Origin of the sequence: Thalassospira sp. UBA848 (assembly GCF_002295455.1) — a bacterium.
Taxonomy (GTDB): Bacteria; Pseudomonadota; Alphaproteobacteria; order Rhodospirillales; family Thalassospiraceae; genus Thalassospira.
The window spans coordinates 1-16,141 of sequence record NZ_DBGS01000063.1; the positions used below are offsets into that span (position 1 = coordinate 1).

Genomic DNA, 16,141 nt, shown 5'->3' on the forward strand with positions numbered 1-16,141 from the left:
TGAGGTTGATCACTCCATAGCCAATGGCATCCACCTTCCCGAAGGTGCGCATGAAACAAGTCTGTGGCTGCGCAAGCGCTAGATAACCTCGCTCAGAACCGCAAAAGGCAGCCTATCCGGCTGCCTTTTGCATGTGTGATGGTTATCGTGTGTCAGTTTTTGTAGGGGTCGGCCGCATCGCGCAGGCCATCGCCCAGGAAGTTAAAGGCAAGCACCACGACAACAACTGGGACAACCGGCAACATCAGCCAGGGATAAACCGCGACCGCATTGATGTTTTGCGCTTCATTAAGCAAAACACCCCAACTGGTCACCGGCGCACGAAGCCCCAGCCCGAGGAAACTAAGCGCTGTTTCGCCAAGGATCATGTTCGGGATTGAAAGTGTCACCGATGCGATAAGGTGGCTGGCAAAGTTCGGCAGAAGATGACGCCCGATGATGCGTTTTGGTTTTGCACCCATCAGGCGGGCTGCCAGCGCATAGTCTTCTTCGCGCAGAGCCAAAAGCTTTGACCGCACCGCGCGGGCAAGTCCGGTCCAATCAATCAGGCCCAGAATGATGGTGATACCGAAATAGATCAGGATCGGGCTCCAGGTGACCGGCAAGGCCGCCGATAATGCCATCCAAAGCGGGATTTCCGGCAAGGAGCGAATTACCTCGATCGAACGCTGAGCTGTTGAGTCGACCCAACCACCGTAATAGCCGGCCGCCCCGCCGATCAGAATGCCAAGCAAGAAACTTACCGAAATCCCGACAAGGCCAATGGTCAGCGAAACACGCGCGCCATAGATGATGCGCGAAAACATGTCGCGCCCCAGTCTGTCGGTACCAAATAAGAACAGTGTGCCGTTCTCTGAGGGGCAGATGAAATGGAAGTCCATATCAACCATGCCCCAGAATGCGTACTCATCCCCGGAACAGAAGAAACGAAGCTGTTCAAGCCGGTCAGGGTTAACCGTATAGATCGGCTTGAGCGTTTCCATATCCACCGAGAAATCCGTGCCATAGGTAAATGGCCCAATAAATTCCCCTTCATGGAAAAGATGCACCCCCTGCGGCGGATGGTGGATGTATTCGGAATTGCGCGTTTCCTGTGCATAAGGCGCAATGAATTCGACGATAAAGACCGACGCGTACATAATCGCCAAAATAATCAGCGAAAAATAGGCGAGCCGGTGGCGTTTCAAACGCCACCACATCAATTGCCATTGCGAAGCGAGGAAATACTTTTCCTGCTCTGGCGTGAGTTCCTCGCGGTCCCAGGGATTGAACGGTGCAGTATCAACAAAATGTTGGTTACGCTTTTCTGTTTCCTTGCTCATTTGCCAACCCCTCCCTGCAAGCGGATACGAGGGTCAAGCCAAGCAAGCAAAACATCGGAAACAAACATCCCGACAACGGTCAGCAGTGCTAGAAACATCAGGAACGAACCAGCCAGATACATGTCCTGACTCTGCAAAGCGGTAAGCAACATTGGCCCCGTGGTGGGCAATGACATCACAACCGATACCAGAACCGACCCCGAGACTACCTGTGGCAGGATGTTACCGATATCGGCAATGAACGGGTTAAGAGCCATACGGAGCGGATACTTGAACAATACCTTGGTCGGCGAAAGCCCCTTGGCATGGGCGGTCACAACATACTGTTTGCCCAACTCATCAAGAAGGTTCGCACGCAAACGGCGGATCATGGATGCCGTGCCAGATGTCCCGATAACAACAACAGGCGCCCAAAGATGTTCGACCACCGACATCATCTTGCCCAAGGACCAGCCTTGGTTGATGTATTCCGGGTCCATCAGGCCACCGATAGATGTGCCAAAAACAACGTTGGCATAGTAAAGCAGGATCAGCGCGAACAGGAAGTTTGGCATCGCAAGACCAAGGAATCCCAGCAGGGTAAAGCCATAGTCGCCCCAGCTATATTGCCGGGTTGCGGAATAAATCCCGATCGGGAAGCTGACGATATAGATGAACAGAACCGTGCTGAAATTCAGGACCAGAGACAACCAAAGTCGGTCGCCAACCACGTCGGTTACCGGCAGGTTGTATTCAAAGGAGAACCCAAGATCGCCCTGCAAAAGGCCCCACGCCCATTCGGCGTATTGAATATAAATTGGCTGATCGAGCCCATATTGCCGTTTGAGAAACTCGATCTTGGCTGGATCAACCGCCTCACCCTGTGCTTGAAGCTCGTTTAGATAGGTGGTCAGAAAGTCGCCGGGTGGCAGCTGAATGATCACAAAGACCAGCACACTGATTATCAACAGTGTGGGTATCATCACAAAAAGCCGTCTTGCCAGATAGGTCAGCATCGGCGCTGTTGCTCCCCCGATGCTGTTTCACGCCATTCCCTCAACAGCGCAAAACAGCAGGTTTCCAGTTAAAAGATTATCGATCCCACCAAAAGGTATCAGGTCGATAAATCCCAAAGAACGCGCCCGGCTCCCAGCTGTGGATGCCCTTTTCCGGCACGTTGCGCATATTCTTGTCTATGATCACCGGTTGCGGCACGTTACCGATCAGACCGATCGAAAACATGTTTTCGGAATTGATGTCCAGAATAGCCTGCCATGCTTTTTTCTGGCCGGCTTTATTGCTGGTTTGCCATTTGCGGTACTGTTCCATCAGTTCCTTGGCCGCGGGCATATCCGGTGCCTCGCCCGCTTCGCCGTCGGTTTGATAGTACTGCCCCCATTTGGGCCATTGCAGGCTGTCTTGCAGAACGGGGACGAACTCATCCGGTGCGGTATTGGGCGTGGCCAGTCCGTTATCAATACCGTTGAAGATCGACATGATCGTCTCGCCACTATAGGCACGGCTACGCATTACTTCGCGCTGCAAGCCTTTGACGAACAACTTGATCCCGACCTTGCGCCAGCTGTCACCAATCAGTTCAAGCATATCGTCATGTTCGGGATTCTCGCCAGATGTCTCTACAATGATTTCCATCGGACGGCCATCGGGCAGAAGACGAATGCCTTCGCCATTGCGTTCATCCAATCCCATCGCATCAAGCAGCCTGTTGGCTGCCTTGACATCAAAATCGGTATAGCTTTCGCGGTATTCCGATTTGAAAAGCGGGCTTTTTGGCAGAACAGTGTTGTTGGTCGGCTTGGCCAGCCCAAAGAACATGACCCGATTGATCTCGGTCCGGTTGATCGCCAGTGACAACGCACGACGGAAACGCACATCGCGCAAAACTTCGCGCCAGACCGGATCGCTACATGTCAGGTTCGGGTAAAGGGCGGCATAGGCCCCTGCCCCGACATCCCACAGACGCACATTATAATTCTGTTTGGCCTCGGACTGTTTTAGGAAGGTGTAATCCTTTAGCGACAAAATTCGGCTTTGCAGATCAACTTCGCCCGCACCGACCTTTGCCGGAACCAGTTTGGCATTCGAGATATCAAAAACCATCCGGTCGATATACGGAAGCTGGTTACCTTCCGGATCGACCCGGTGGTAATACGGGTTTCTGACAAAAACAAACCGGTCAGACGGCTCTTCGGTCGTGATCAACCATGGTTCAAGCGACGGGCGCTGAATATTGGAAAGCTTGTAGGGCCGGTCCATGTCCGTATGTAAAACTGCCCAACTTCGTAGCCCGCGCTCTTCAACAATTGCTTCAAGTTCGCCGGCGTCGCGATAGTTCTCGTGAAACTGTTTCAGATAATGCGCAGGACGATAAATGAAGGGCGGACGGGTTCCGGCCAGCTCCGTCAGGAAGAACGGGTTTGGCTGCGACCAGCTATAGCGCACGGTATATTCGTCAAGAATTTCAAAGGTTGCCGGTTCGTCGCCAACAAACAGGAAACGTGGCGGACCAACCGGAAACAATTCATCGTTATTGACGATATCTTCCCAATAATAGCGGAAATCCTCGGCCGTGAATGGTTCGCCATCTGACCATTTGTGACCTTTGCGAATATGCAATGTGAAAACATTGCCTTCTTCATTCACTTCAAGATCTTCAAGGATATCGGGCTCAAGGTTCAAGTCCTGATCATACCCGATCAGTCGCGCATACCCGTAAACGACGGCCATACGAATATCCTTTGACCGCCCCATAATCGTTACGAATTCCCCGCCATATTTGCCGATTTCCTTGTCCTCGGCAGCGAAGTCAATGACATGCGGGTGTTCCGGCAGGCGGTCGTTCATTGCGGGTAAGGAACCACTTGCAACCGCGTCCTCGAAATATGGGATTTCTGCATTGGCAGTCGACGCAATCGCACCTGCCCCCATGATGCCTGCCGTCATCACCAGACCGGTCAAGGCGCATTGAATCATAGACTTCGGCTGGTTCGAGGGACTGATCATATGGCGATCTCCTTAAAGTCGGCACGTTCGGCGCGAACAAAGTGATCTTCGGCGACCTGCATCATCGTGGGGTCGCTGGTCTGATTGATCGTGAATGGTGCAGGCCAACGGGCCGGATCAGACGCCTTTCCATCCACGATCTTTTCAAAATCAAGCAAGTGGTCCAGATCCGCAAACGGCACAGCATGCAGCAACGCCTGGGTGTACGGATGGATCGGATTTTTAAACAGCAACTCACGCGGTGCAGACTCAACAATGCGCCCGGCACACATCACTGCAATCCTGTCTGCAACGTAATCCACCACCGCCAGATTGTGCGATATAAACAGATACGTCAAATTAAGATCACGCTGCAAATCTTTCAAAAGATTAAGTATTTGCGCCTGAACTGACACATCAAGTGCGGATGTCGGTTCGTCAAAGATCAACAGATCGGGTTTAAGGCTAAGCGCGCGTGCAATCCCGATACGCTGGCGCTGCCCACCCGAAAAACTGTGCGGATAGCGGTTCAAAAAGCGGGGATCAAGACCGACCAAATCCATTAGTTCCAGCACCATTTTCTGCCGATAGGCACTGTCCCCGACACCGTGGATCAGCATCGGCTCGGTGATGATGTCCTGTATCGTCATCCGCGGATTAAGCGATCCGAATGGATCCTGAAAAACAAATTGTATCCGTTTCCGGTATGGATTTAGCTGATCTTCATCAAGACCGGTCAATTCGGTCAACTGACCGCTTTCACCCCGAAACATAATGGACCCTTCATCCGGGCTCATCGCGCGCATGATAAGTTTTGACAACGTCGTCTTGCCGCAGCCACTTTCCCCCACAAGCCCGACACATTCACCCCGATTGACGGTCAGCGAAACGTCTGCGACTGCGGGTATAAGATGCTTTTCAGACTTGATCCAGTTGCCCTTGCGGGTGGTAAAACTTTTGCTCAGGTGACGCACCGCAAGAACCGGCTCGCTTGCCATGGTCGGATGCAACGCCAGCGACGCGGGAACATCGGATGGCTCACGGTCCGTTACCTTGTCACCAGCATCCGCCAGCAAACTGCCTGTTTTTGGCTTGATCTCGCGCAGGGGACGCAAACGTTCATCCGGTCCCATGTCAAAATGAGGAACAGCCGCCAACAATGACCGTGTATAGGCATGCCCGGGATTGATGAACACGTCATCGGTCTTTCCCGATTCCACAACGCGCCCGTCATAAATGACAACCATCCGGTCTGCCATATTCGCCACAACGCCCAGATCATGGGTGATCAATAAAAGCGACATCTGAAGTTCTGACTGCACCTCCTTGATCAGGCGCAGAATTTGCGCCTGGATCGTCACATCAAGCGCAGTCGTCGGCTCATCAGCAATCAGCAATGCCGGTCGGCAAACCAATGCCATCGCGATCATTGCGCGCTGGCGCAAGCCACCGGAAAGTTCAAATGGATAGGTTTTAAGTGAATGCTTGGGCTGCGGAAATCCGACCAATGTCAGCATCTCAACGGCAAGTTCACGCGCCTCGGCCGCGCCAACCTTGCGATGAAGCTTTACTGCCTCGCAGATCTGGTCACCAATGGTGTGCAGTGGAGACAGGGAACTCATCGGTTCCTGAAAAATCATCGAGATTCGACCGCCGCGGATAGAACGCATTTCCGAGCCGGAACGATCCAGCATAGCAATATCGACACGCGTACCCGGCTTTTTAGGATCGGCAAAGATGATTGATCCGTTGGTAACTTCGGCCACCCTTGGCAGCAGCCCCATAATGGCCTGCGAGATCGTACTTTTACCTGATCCAGACTCGCCCACCAGCGCGACGGTTTCCTGCGCACCAATGCGAAAGCTTACATTCTCGACCGCCTTGACACGCATGTGCGGCAGAACAAACTCAACTTTCAGATCCTTGATACGCAGAATATCGGTCATTTCCAGTTCGTACCACCCTAAGTGCGTTCGGATGCGGCGGCCTTGACCAGCGTTTCCGCCTCATCCATGCGCATCAAGTTTGTTCTTGTGACGTCATCAACCAGCAATTGGTTATCTTTCGCCCAATCACGAGAAATTTCAAGGAGATCGTCAAATCCGTCCAGTGTCGATTCTGCGACAATTTTGGCTTCACCAGCTTGTAAGGTCAGCTCGAACCACCCCTTGTTACCGTCACGCTTGGTACTAAAGTAACGCAAACGGAACTTGGAAAGTTCCGGCCACGCGAAAGCCGTTCCTCCGCGCAGACTGGAAAGACGTATCCCGTACTCCGAAACATAAATCTTCGACTGGAACCGCAAAATCGTGCGCGCAAAATAGAATACGAACAGCAACGCCAGCCCTGCCGCGGTCCATTGAATAATTTCAAGCATCTCGGGGATCAGCGCGATTACCCCGCAAATCAGCAAACCGACAACAGACTTTGCCAAATCAGGCGCCATCAGCTTTGACGGATAGCCCATGGTCTGAACTTCGCTGTCACCAACACCAGCCGGTTTTACGGGATCCGCAGCACTGGGCGTTGCGGGCATGCTGGTGGTTGCATCTGGCTCCAGATGTTCTTTGGGACTTACTGCCATGGAAATACTCCGGGTATTCTCAGCCAGCACAAAGCTGAATGGTCCATCGAAAACAGATTATCAAGGAACTTCGTGGTGGCTTCGTCATGCACAAGATGATGGGTCAGAATGCCGGTTGGTTCATCGGCATCCACCTGACCGGTTCGTCTGGCGGCAAGGTGACTGATCATTGCCCCAAGGGCGATATCTTCGCCAACAAAGCCACGACTGCCTCGCCAATCAATAACATCTACATGTGTGTTGACCTGCATGATGCCTTTGTATGGCTCTGCCACCTTGCGCGGATTAAACGTGCTAATTCCGCAAAAGCCAAGGGAATGCAACGCCGCCACGACATCTTCGGCCACCCTGTTCCAGGGTGGCACCAAGACCGGCAAGAAACGATTGCCAAACCGCGATTGTAATACAGAAAACCCGTTACGCAGATCAGCGACCACATCGCCGATGTCACGCACGTCATCAAGTTCCTGTTTCTTGCGTCCTTCTGGCATGTGGCTCTGATGAGACCAGCCATGCTGCAAGACCCGCGTATCGAGGGTCTCAACCAGACGTTCAACCAAGTCATCCTGCAGTTCTGCCGGAATAACAGCCAGTGCAAGCGGAACCTTGTAATCCTGTTCCAAGGCTAAAAGGGTCTCAAGCTCAGGGGTAACGGAAACCGCATCATCGTCGCGCCACCATGCCGTGGCCGTCCTTCCTTCGGACTGCCACAGATCAAGTTCCGCGCGCAAATGGTCCCAACTACTCATGCCTGCCCTTTTATCTTTTCTGCGATGATAGACGCAGTTCTCGCCGCACCATCCAAGTCAATCTTAATCCCGCTTGGATCTCTGGCGTTATCTATTTGTTTTGCTAATGATTGCGCAGACAGGCCATCAAGATCAAGCAGGGAAATAACCCCTTCATCTGCAAGAACTTCCGCACGCTCTGTTTGTTCGCTTTCACCGCCTTCTGCAAACGGCACCATAACCGCAGGTGTTTGCGTTGCCAGCACATCCATAAGTGTATTGTATCCGGCCTGGGACACGGAAACAGCTGCGCCCGCCATCCGTTCACGAAAATCAGACAAGAACCGATGCAAAACAACACCGTCGGGCAGGTCTTTGTTCAGCATTTCAAACTGCGCTGACGGGAAATGCGGGCCAGTCACAATATCCCATTTGGCGTCATGATAGTTCCGTGAGTGGGCGCGCGCAGCAATGGCAAGCCTGATCAAATCTGCCCCGACGGCCCCGCCGCCAGCGGAAACCAAAACCCCCTGGCGATGTCCATTACCAGTGTTGCTGGGCCGACTTGGGAGCGTTGGCGCGACATAGCCCGTATAGGTAATCAGATCAGCGATGCCGTCAGCAAGCTCAAAACTGCGGTCAAACCCAAAGAGTTTCTGATCTCCGTGGACCAGCACTGCATCAAGATATTCGCGCGCGGTATCATGCATCCACTGTGTTTTACGGATGTCTTTTTTGCGCACCAAAAGGTCTCTTACAGAACAAATCACGGGCACTCCGGCCTCTTTTGCCGCGTCAAACAGCGGAATCAATTCAAACCGGAAAGCTCTGCGGCCGAACGGGAACATCTCGATCAAAAGAAGCTTGGGCGATGATGATTTGAAAGCCCCCAAAAGCTGGTTCGTTCGCTTTTCCTGCCAATCATCACCTAATGGATTCCCATGCGGATCGACAAGCGCAGAGAAACCCGTATCAGACGTCTTGCACGGTGATAGCTGAACCACCTCATCAGCCGCAAAATCAAGATTGTCATCAGGGACACCGCCGCTTGCGACGGTCACATTAAGACCCCGGTTACGAAGCGCCTGATTGATCAGCGCCATGCGGCGTACATGACCGATACCAAGGAGGTGCTGCACATAAACCAGAACGTCACTCATAACTCTGGCTCCGAGGATATAAGTGGCACGTTCAATGCCTCGATAGATAGGCCAGACATCTCGGACCAGCCAAACACCTGCAGACATTGCCAATCAAGTTTGTCAGGGATCTTGCCCATCATGTTCCAGCCACGCGCGGCGGCATAAACCGATCGTATGACACCCTTATGTGTCACGACACCAAAACTTGACATATCGCAGCCCTGCAAGAACGCTGTGACACGTTCAAGAACATCTCGCGGACTTTCACCCTTATCCGGTCGAAAGTCCCAACCACGGTCCTCGTTCTCGCGAAGCTTTTCTCCAAGTCGGGTGCGAAGATCAGGCAGTTTTTCACCTTCCCACGTACCCCAATTCATTTCAATAAAAGGCGATGCTGGCGCTACGGACCCGATCCCCAACGCGTCAGCCGTTTCACGGGTACGCGATAGCGGAGAAGTAAACCAAGGCACCTGACACCAGTCCTCGGGCAACTTGTGCTTTTGATACCAGATAATGGTTTCCGGCGTGATTGAAATATCTGTGTGCCCCTGAATGCGTTTTTCAGAATTCCATTGGGTTACGCCGTGGCGCAGCAGGGCAAAACGGGTCTTGATCATGTGCTGCTTTGCCCGTCCTGTTGGTTTCCGTAGTTTAATACGACCTGTGTGATGGTTGCTGACAGCAGGTCTGCTGCGGCCTCAACCGTATGAAGCTGTTTGGCTTTGGACGCCCCCGCATGCCCAATGGTCCGCAACACCGGCGCATCGTCCTTGATACAGCGGGAAAGTCGGTCCGCAAAGGCGTCCACGTCCCCAACCGGAACGAGCCAACCTGTCACCCCACCAGACACAATACCGGACACGCCGCCTGCATCCCCGGCCAAGACAGGAAGGCCGCTGGCTTGGGCTTCGAGCAGCGCCATGCCGAATGCTTCGTTGATGGCTGGCCAGACAAACAAATCAGACTTGCCAAGAATGTCGCGGGTTTGCTGCGGCGTGGTTAACCCCATAAACGACACTGCACTTTGCCCAATGCCACCATCATCAAACAACTGTTTGACCGCTTGGCGTGCCGGACCATCGCCGATAACCGTCAGATGCCAGTTATCAATCCCCTCACCCACAAGTTTCCCCAACGCCTTTGCCAACACTTCGTAGGATTTCAGTTTGTCGCCATCGCGCATCATTGCGGTTGTCACCAACCGGATGCAGCGGGGATTGATCTCGGGTCGCTCGGTGACGGTCCAGTCATCAACCCGGGTAAAGGGTTGTAAAAAATGCAAACGGCTTGATGTGCACGCCTGTTCAAGGCACGCCATATCCGCGCGGTTCAGGGAAAAAACCGCATCCGCCCGTTGCAAGGCGGTTTTAACGGCCAGATGACTTTGCGCCCATAAACCAGTGGCGCGTTTTGGTGCTAAAGATGCTTCGGCCACGACATAGGGAATATCCAATGCATCCGCGACAACTGGCCCAATCCAGTCTGGTGCCTTGTAATAGAGATGATAGGTAAACCACACGTCCGGTTTGGGGCGGAACCCGGCCTGATATTGGCGAAGCAACCTTGCCGCAAGCTTTGTCCCGACCTCTGCCAGCCGCGCCTGCCTGAAGGCGTTCCCATCCGCGACCCGGCTTCGAAGACGTGCTGCAACGTTAACGTTCATACCTGCCGTTTGCAGGGCGTCGCAAAGCATGCGCGCGATCAGACGATCACCAGACGGAACAGGATGATCAATCGGTTTTAAGGGCGCATAAAAGGCAACCTGCAAATGTTTGCCTCCTACTCTGCAGCAGATTGATCGGTGGGCCTTGTGCCCTGTTCTGCTGGCTGAAACACACCAAAGCGGTCTGCCAGATCTTTCATGCCGCGATAGAATGAGAAGTCACGGCGGACGATTTCGTTGCCCTTGCGCCCCATGTCTTCGCGGAGCTTCGGGTCAACAATCATGGCTTCAAGAGCAACCGCCAAAGACGCGGGATCACGTTCAGGCACAAGCTTGCCGTTCACACCGTCCTCGATCAGCTCAGGAATTGCTGATATCGCGGTTGAAACTGCCGAAAGTCCGCAAAGCTGTGCTTCCATCAAGACGTTTGGCAGGCCATCGCGGTCGCCATCCTTCTCAATGCGACTGGCCAGCACGAACAAATCAGATGACTGACATGCGGCAATCACTTCCTTCTGATCACGCGCGCCCTGCCAATCGCAGCGATCGGCAATGCCAAGTTCCTTGGCCAGCTGTTGGTATAATTCGCCACTGCCGCCACCAATGTGGACAAAACGCCAATGAAGGCCGTCGGGCAGTTTCGCCAAAGCGCGAAGAAGATCGTCATACCCCTTCTTTCCTACCAAACGCCCGACAGACAGGATCACCACCGGATTTTCTGGATCGCTGCCATCGCGCAAGGGCCGTTCTGGCAAATCTTCCGGGAACCGGGAAAAATCCAGACCATGATAAAGCAGATGAACCTTTGTGGGGTCTTCGGCAAGCGTACGCAGGTAGTCGACATTGGCCTTGGTGCAGGTCACGAGCCAATCCATATCACGCAGCTTTTCACGCATATCCCAGTCCTGACTGGTATAGATATCCTTGGCGTGGGCCGAACAGGACCACGGGAGACCACGCATGATGGCGCAATATCGGGCCACAGAAGCCGGTGTATGCAAGAAGTGCGCGTAAATGCGCGTGATATCATCTGGAAGTTCTGCGGCCATCACCATTGCCTGCGCAAATCGGCGTGCGCGATTGGCTGTACGGTCGCGCCGGTAATCCTGCCACCAGACATTTACGGCACGACGGTATCCCGGCATCTTGCGGGCCTTGAACCAGCCACGCAAAACGCGCATCGGTTCCTGATAGACATATTCAGGCAAGTAATCGACCGAACCGGCAATGCGCTCATTGATCGGGTGACGTTTTTTGTCGGTTGGATGACGCAGTGAGACAATCCGATAAGGAATTCCGGCCTGCTGAATGCCGAGAATTTCCTGCGCTATGAAGGTCTCCGACAATCGCGGATATCCCTTCACCACGATTGCCAGACTATCGCGTGCCATCAACTTGTTTTCCCGATGCGTTACTCTGCGGCCATTTGCGGCGGAAGCCAGCGATCCACAAGATCACCCACGCGATCCAGCCCGCCCATAAGGTTCGGAACAGTGACATTGGACGGTTTTGGCTGCTGGATCAAACCATGCAGTGCATCCGCCATCTCACGCGGATCACGCCCGTCATCCTCTGTCAGCATTTTGACCAGGCCAAGTTTTTCAGCTGCCGAAGCGCGTACATATTGTTCAAGGCGTGGCACGGTACGTGGCACGATGACGGCTGGCTTGTCAAAGGACAGGATCTCGCAGAACGTATTGTAACCGCCCATGCCGATTACCCCCGCCGACTTGTGCATCAGTACTTCGACATTGGCATCAAAGGTAATGACCGACAGCTTGTCGATCTTTTCGGCACGCTTCATGAATTCATTTTGTTGCGCCGGGCCCATGAATGGCCCAAGAACCACAAGTGAGGGGACCGGAATGGTCGGATCAGTCTCGTAGGCACTGATCACCCAATCCACGAGATTGACCCCATCCCCTCCGCCACCGGTTGTAACCAGATAAAACGGTTCTTCCAGGCCAAGCGCGCCGTGTTCGGGGGCTGGCCTGCGGGTCGCCGTACGCGGCAAATAGCCGGTATAGGTCATCTTTTCTTCAACGCCTGGGGGCAAATCGATCCCTTCGAGCGGATTACAGATTTCCTTGAGACCATAGACCCATATTTCATCATACAGATCTGCCAGAGCCGGAACGCATTGCTTCCTGTCCCATTCCTCGCGCAGGTGCACCGGATCATCCATCACATCTCGCAAGCCCATCACCAAACGGGTGCGGCGATGGCGCAGCATCTGCAGCGTAGATTCGACCTCGCCGCGCAAACCAAGCGGTTCCTTGTCGACGATAAATATGTCCGGGTTGAATACATCTGCCGTGTGCTGAATGATCGACTCTCGCATCGCGAGGATCTGGTCGACATCAATATTGAGATTGAGCGAGGTATATTCGCCATTGGAAAGCTTGATCACACCCGGAATGCGGACAAAGTCAACGCGCGAACGAAACTCGAAACTGCCAATGATCGGCGAGCCTGACAAAATCAGAACCGATACATCATCACGTCGTGAAACCATCGCATGCGCAATGGTGCGGCAACGGCGCAAATGCCCAAGCCCGAACGTATCATGGCTATAAATCAGAACCCGATAACCGGAATTCCCTACGATTGACATATACCCGCCCGTCTGCGTAGTGGTCTCACACCCCGACACAACCTGATAACAGGGTGACAGGTTCTTCTTGTTTGACAAGTGAATCCGTGACTTCGGGGTTTTCCCCCTTCATTTGGCTTCCGGGTAATTGCTCTCACACTGACCCGATATCGCGCAAGACTTTTTCGAGCATCTCTTTCCTTTCTTCTGCCGTTTCAAGCGAACGCAGCTTCTCGGAAAGTGCCGTTACTGTTCCTGCATAAAGGTTGTGCCAGTCATCACGCGACAGTTCTTCCCCTGAGAGTCTTGCGGCCGGAACCTCCGTTTGTGCCTTGCCCTTCTTGAGCGTGACCGTGTCATCAAGCATCGGCATGGCAATCAGTTTTTCGTCAATGCCCTGCCCCATCAGCACTTCGCGGAATGCCGCACGCGCGCCTTCTTCCCCGTGAGTCAGGAAAATGCGCCGCGACACCGGCAGACGACTTTTTGTCCAGTTCAGAAGCATATCCTGATCGGCGTGACCGGAATAGACATCAAGGGTTCGAATACGTGCGCGAACCTCTATTTCTTCGCCGTGGATACGCACATGTTTCGCACCACCCTGCAAAACGCGCCCAAATGATCCCGCCGCCTGAAAGCCGACCAGAAGAACCGTGCAGTTAGACCGCCACAGATTGTTTTTCAGATGATAACGAATGCGGCCCGCATCGCACATGCCGCTCGCCGAAATGATGATGGCGCCACTTTTAACCTGAGCCAGTTGTTTGCTGGCCTGAACGTCGGGCACCATATGGAATTTCGGGTGGGACAATGCCTGTGCATCGCCACGTTTAAGGTGTTTGGCGAACACATCGGTCGCACGCTGCGCAAGCGGGCTGTCGACAAAGACATTTGCAGGCGGCAATTTCCCACGGTTAAACAGATGCGCCAGATCGACCAGCAACTCTTGGGTTCTGGCCACCGCAAAACTTGGAATTACCAGATTGCCCCCACTGCCAAGCGCATCCTGCACTTCCTGCCCCAGCAGTTCGCGGCGTTCTTCGTCGGAAATGACCGGACGATTTCGATCCCCATAAGTCGTTTCGACAAACAGGTAATCCAGATCTGTCGGGGCCTCAGGGGCCTCGTTAAACACAGCCTCACCGGTGCCAACATCGCCGGAAAACAGTAATCGGGTGGGTTTGTCGTCTTTATCGCCGTTTTCGATTTCAATTTCGATCGAAGCAGACCCCAGAAGATGTCCTGCGTCCCAGAAACGGGCCCGAACACCATCAATCACCGGTAGCCATTCGTGGTATTCGACCGTTTTGAGCTGTGAAAGCGTATTCTCGGCATCTTCACGCGTATAAATCGGTGTGACTTCCGGACGGCCACGACGCGCATTGCGACGGTTAAGGCGTTCAACTTCGCTTTCCTGAATGTAACCGGAGTCCGGCAGCATATATGTCAGCAAATCACATGTTGGCTCCGTGGCATAAATCGGGCCACTGAAACCGGCCTTAACCAGTTTGGGAACCAGACCTGTATGATCGATATGCGCATGGGTCAGCAGCACCGCTGAAATCCGGTCTGCTTCAAACGGGAACTTGCCATAGTTCAGTTCACGTACCGTTTTGCTGCCCTGAAACATGCCACAATCGACAAGGAAGTTACCGTGACCGGTTTGCAAAAAATAGCAAGACCCGGTCACACCGCCAGCCGCACCACAAAACGTCACCGATATTGTCATTCTATTCACTTTCACGGATTGTAAGAGATCCAAACTTCCGGCAAAGCACCTCGCTTTGCAATGACATGGATCATTACGGGTGCAATCACTGTAGCCCTTGTAACGGCAGATAGAGAACCTGATTGCCCTTCATGACCTGCCCGCAATCTTCGGGCAGTTCAATCAGACCTTCGGCCCACACCATGGATGACAACATGCCCGAACTGGTCGAGGCAAAGGCAAGCGTTTCGAGCTCACCATTATCATTCCGGACAAGACGTGCACGCAACCATTCACGACGCCCGGTGCCACGTTTGAAATCGAACCCTGCGCGCACAGGAATGCGCGTGGGTGCGAGGTGTGACCGGGCCGCCCCCATCGCGTGACGCAACAGCGGTTGAACGTAAAGCAATCCTGAGACCAGCACAGATACCGGGTTCCCAGGCAACCCGATAACCAGGCAATCACCGATCTTGCCCCTCATCAGGGGTTTTCCCGGCTTGATCGCCAGTTTCCATGCCGTGATATCGCCCAGACTTTCGACAACCGGCTTCAACAGATCAGCCTTGCCAACCGAAACACCACCGGACGTCATAATGACATCGTGGGTGTCAGCGGCATTCGCCAACGCGTTCTGCAAAACGTCAAAATCATCTGCCAGCAGGCCAAGGTCGGTGACCTCGCAGCCAATGGATCGCAGCATGCCGATCATGGCAAAACGGTTGGAGTCATAGATGCCACCGGGCGGCAATGGGTCCCCGGGTTTTGCCAATTCGTCACCGGTTGAAAAAACCGCCACTTTCAATGGACGGGCCACCGACAGAACACCCACACCTTGCCCGGCGGCGATCGCAATATCCTGCGGGCGCAGGATGGCTCCTGACTCAAGAACGATATCCCCGGCTTTGATATCTTCACCTTGCCAGCGGATGTTTCGGTGCAGACTGGTACGTGCGATCACATCAGCAGAAATTTCAATCACCGTTTCATCAGCGTTGGCCGTGACATTTTCCTGAATGACCACACAATCCGCCCCGTCAGGGATCGCTGCACCTGTCGCAATGCGAATTGCAGTACCCTTTGGCAGCGTTCCCTCATACGGATGACCGGCCAGCGAAACACCTGCCACCGAAACCGGTCCGTCGATCGCGGCAAGATCCGAATGACGCAGCGCATAGCCATCCATGGCAGAGTTATCCACTGATGGAACAGAGACCCTTGCGATCACATCCTCACGCAAGATGGAACCGTAGCATTCGTTAAGCGGACGTTGTTCAGCGGGCGTCATAACCGGCACTTCTGCAAAGGCAATATCGAGCGCATCGGAAAGCGTTGTGAGCCCCGGTTTGAGATCACTCATCTGGAAAGTCTCCTGCTTGCGGTCGCCATATATTGTTCCGCTGATTTGATATCAGGACA

At 53.6% G+C, this 16,141-nt stretch carries 13 protein-coding genes; all 13 read right to left on the reverse strand.

What is annotated here, in order from left to right:
• Window positions 1-152: 152 nt before the first annotated feature.
• Window positions 153-1,322 carry an ABC transporter permease gene (locus B2R48_RS08405; protein WP_296999366.1) on the reverse strand — a complete coding sequence of 390 codons (1,170 nt, stop codon included), beginning with the start codon at window positions 1,320-1,322 and terminating at the stop codon, window positions 153-155.
• A complete protein-coding gene (locus B2R48_RS08410; RefSeq protein WP_062955194.1) occupies window positions 1,319-2,317 on the reverse strand; it encodes an ABC transporter permease in 999 nt (332 codons plus the stop codon). The genes B2R48_RS08405 and B2R48_RS08410 overlap by 4 nt, the downstream gene beginning before the upstream one ends.
• A gap of 76 nt (window positions 2,318-2,393) precedes the next feature.
• The gene (locus B2R48_RS08415) at window positions 2,394-4,325 is read right to left on the reverse strand and encodes an ABC transporter substrate-binding protein (protein WP_296999367.1); all 1,932 of its coding nucleotides are present in this window, start codon (window positions 4,323-4,325) and stop codon (window positions 2,394-2,396) included.
• Window positions 4,322-6,250 carry an ABC transporter ATP-binding protein gene (locus tag B2R48_RS08420; protein WP_296999368.1) on the reverse strand — a complete coding sequence of 643 codons (1,929 nt, stop codon included), beginning with the start codon at window positions 6,248-6,250 and terminating at the stop codon, window positions 4,322-4,324. The genes B2R48_RS08415 and B2R48_RS08420 overlap by 4 nt, the downstream gene beginning before the upstream one ends.
• Before the next feature lie 17 nt (window positions 6,251-6,267).
• Window positions 6,268-6,888, reverse strand: coding sequence for a hypothetical protein (locus B2R48_RS08425; RefSeq protein ID WP_062955197.1), 621 nt, complete (start codon window positions 6,886-6,888; stop codon window positions 6,268-6,270).
• The gene (locus B2R48_RS08430; RefSeq protein ID WP_296999369.1) at window positions 6,879-7,637 is read right to left on the reverse strand and encodes a polysaccharide deacetylase family protein; all 759 of its coding nucleotides are present in this window, start codon (window positions 7,635-7,637) and stop codon (window positions 6,879-6,881) included. Before B2R48_RS08430 ends, B2R48_RS08425 begins: the two co-directional genes overlap by 10 nt.
• Window positions 7,634-8,776, reverse strand: a complete 1,143-nt coding sequence (locus B2R48_RS08435; RefSeq protein ID WP_296999370.1) for a glycosyltransferase family protein — start codon at window positions 8,774-8,776, stop codon at window positions 7,634-7,636. The genes B2R48_RS08430 and B2R48_RS08435 overlap by 4 nt, the downstream gene beginning before the upstream one ends.
• Window positions 8,773-9,375: a histidine phosphatase family protein gene (locus tag B2R48_RS08440; protein ID WP_296999371.1), complete on the reverse strand. Its 603-nt coding sequence runs from the start codon at window positions 9,373-9,375 to the stop codon at window positions 8,773-8,775. The genes B2R48_RS08435 and B2R48_RS08440 overlap by 4 nt, the downstream gene beginning before the upstream one ends.
• Window positions 9,372-10,526 carry a glycosyltransferase family 4 protein gene (locus tag B2R48_RS08445; protein ID WP_296999372.1) on the reverse strand — a complete coding sequence of 385 codons (1,155 nt, stop codon included), beginning with the start codon at window positions 10,524-10,526 and terminating at the stop codon, window positions 9,372-9,374. The genes B2R48_RS08440 and B2R48_RS08445 overlap by 4 nt, the downstream gene beginning before the upstream one ends.
• A gap of 11 nt (window positions 10,527-10,537) precedes the next feature.
• Window positions 10,538-11,812 (reverse strand): glycosyltransferase family 4 protein, encoded by a 1,275-nt coding sequence (locus tag B2R48_RS08450; RefSeq protein ID WP_296999373.1) that lies wholly within the window; start codon window positions 11,810-11,812, stop codon window positions 10,538-10,540.
• A 20-nt stretch (window positions 11,813-11,832) separates the two neighbouring features.
• The gene (locus B2R48_RS08455; protein WP_213472923.1) at window positions 11,833-13,035 is read right to left on the reverse strand and encodes a glycosyltransferase family protein; all 1,203 of its coding nucleotides are present in this window, start codon (window positions 13,033-13,035) and stop codon (window positions 11,833-11,835) included.
• Between the two features lie 133 nt (window positions 13,036-13,168).
• Entirely contained in the window at window positions 13,169-14,743 is a 1,575-nt protein-coding gene (locus B2R48_RS08460; RefSeq protein WP_296999374.1) for an MBL fold metallo-hydrolase, read from the reverse strand.
• A gap of 85 nt (window positions 14,744-14,828) precedes the next feature.
• Window positions 14,829-16,082, reverse strand: coding sequence for a gephyrin-like molybdotransferase Glp (gene glp / locus B2R48_RS08465; RefSeq protein WP_296999375.1), 1,254 nt, complete (start codon window positions 16,080-16,082; stop codon window positions 14,829-14,831).
• Window positions 16,083-16,141 lie beyond the last annotated feature (59 nt).

Excerpts from the sequence above, each read along its gene's own strand:
- B2R48_RS08405 (WP_296999366.1), bottom strand. The coding sequence starts at position 1,322 with ATGAGCAAGGAAACAGAAAAGCGTAACCAACATTTTGTTGATACTGCA.
- B2R48_RS08410 (WP_062955194.1), bottom strand. The coding sequence starts at position 2,317 with ATGCTGACCTATCTGGCAAGACGGCTTTTTGTGATGATACCCACACTG.
- B2R48_RS08415 (WP_296999367.1), bottom strand. The coding sequence starts at position 4,325 with ATGATCAGTCCCTCGAACCAGCCGAAGTCTATGATTCAATGCGCCTTG.
- B2R48_RS08420 (WP_296999368.1), bottom strand. The coding sequence starts at position 6,250 with ATGACCGATATTCTGCGTATCAAGGATCTGAAAGTTGAGTTTGTTCTG.
- B2R48_RS08425 (WP_062955197.1), bottom strand. The coding sequence starts at position 6,888 with ATGGCAGTAAGTCCCAAAGAACATCTGGAGCCAGATGCAACCACCAGC.
- B2R48_RS08430 (WP_296999369.1), bottom strand. The coding sequence starts at position 7,637 with ATGAGTAGTTGGGACCATTTGCGCGCGGAACTTGATCTGTGGCAGTCC.
- B2R48_RS08435 (WP_296999370.1), bottom strand. The coding sequence starts at position 8,776 with ATGAGTGACGTTCTGGTTTATGTGCAGCACCTCCTTGGTATCGGTCAT.
- B2R48_RS08440 (WP_296999371.1), bottom strand. The coding sequence starts at position 9,375 with ATGATCAAGACCCGTTTTGCCCTGCTGCGCCACGGCGTAACCCAATGG.
- B2R48_RS08450 (WP_296999373.1), bottom strand. The coding sequence starts at position 11,812 with ATGGCACGCGATAGTCTGGCAATCGTGGTGAAGGGATATCCGCGATTG.
- B2R48_RS08455 (WP_213472923.1), bottom strand. The coding sequence starts at position 13,035 with ATGTCAATCGTAGGGAATTCCGGTTATCGGGTTCTGATTTATAGCCAT.
- B2R48_RS08460 (WP_296999374.1), bottom strand. The coding sequence starts at position 14,743 with ATGACAATATCGGTGACGTTTTGTGGTGCGGCTGGCGGTGTGACCGGG.
- glp (WP_296999375.1), bottom strand. The coding sequence starts at position 16,082 with ATGAGTGATCTCAAACCGGGGCTCACAACGCTTTCCGATGCGCTCGAT.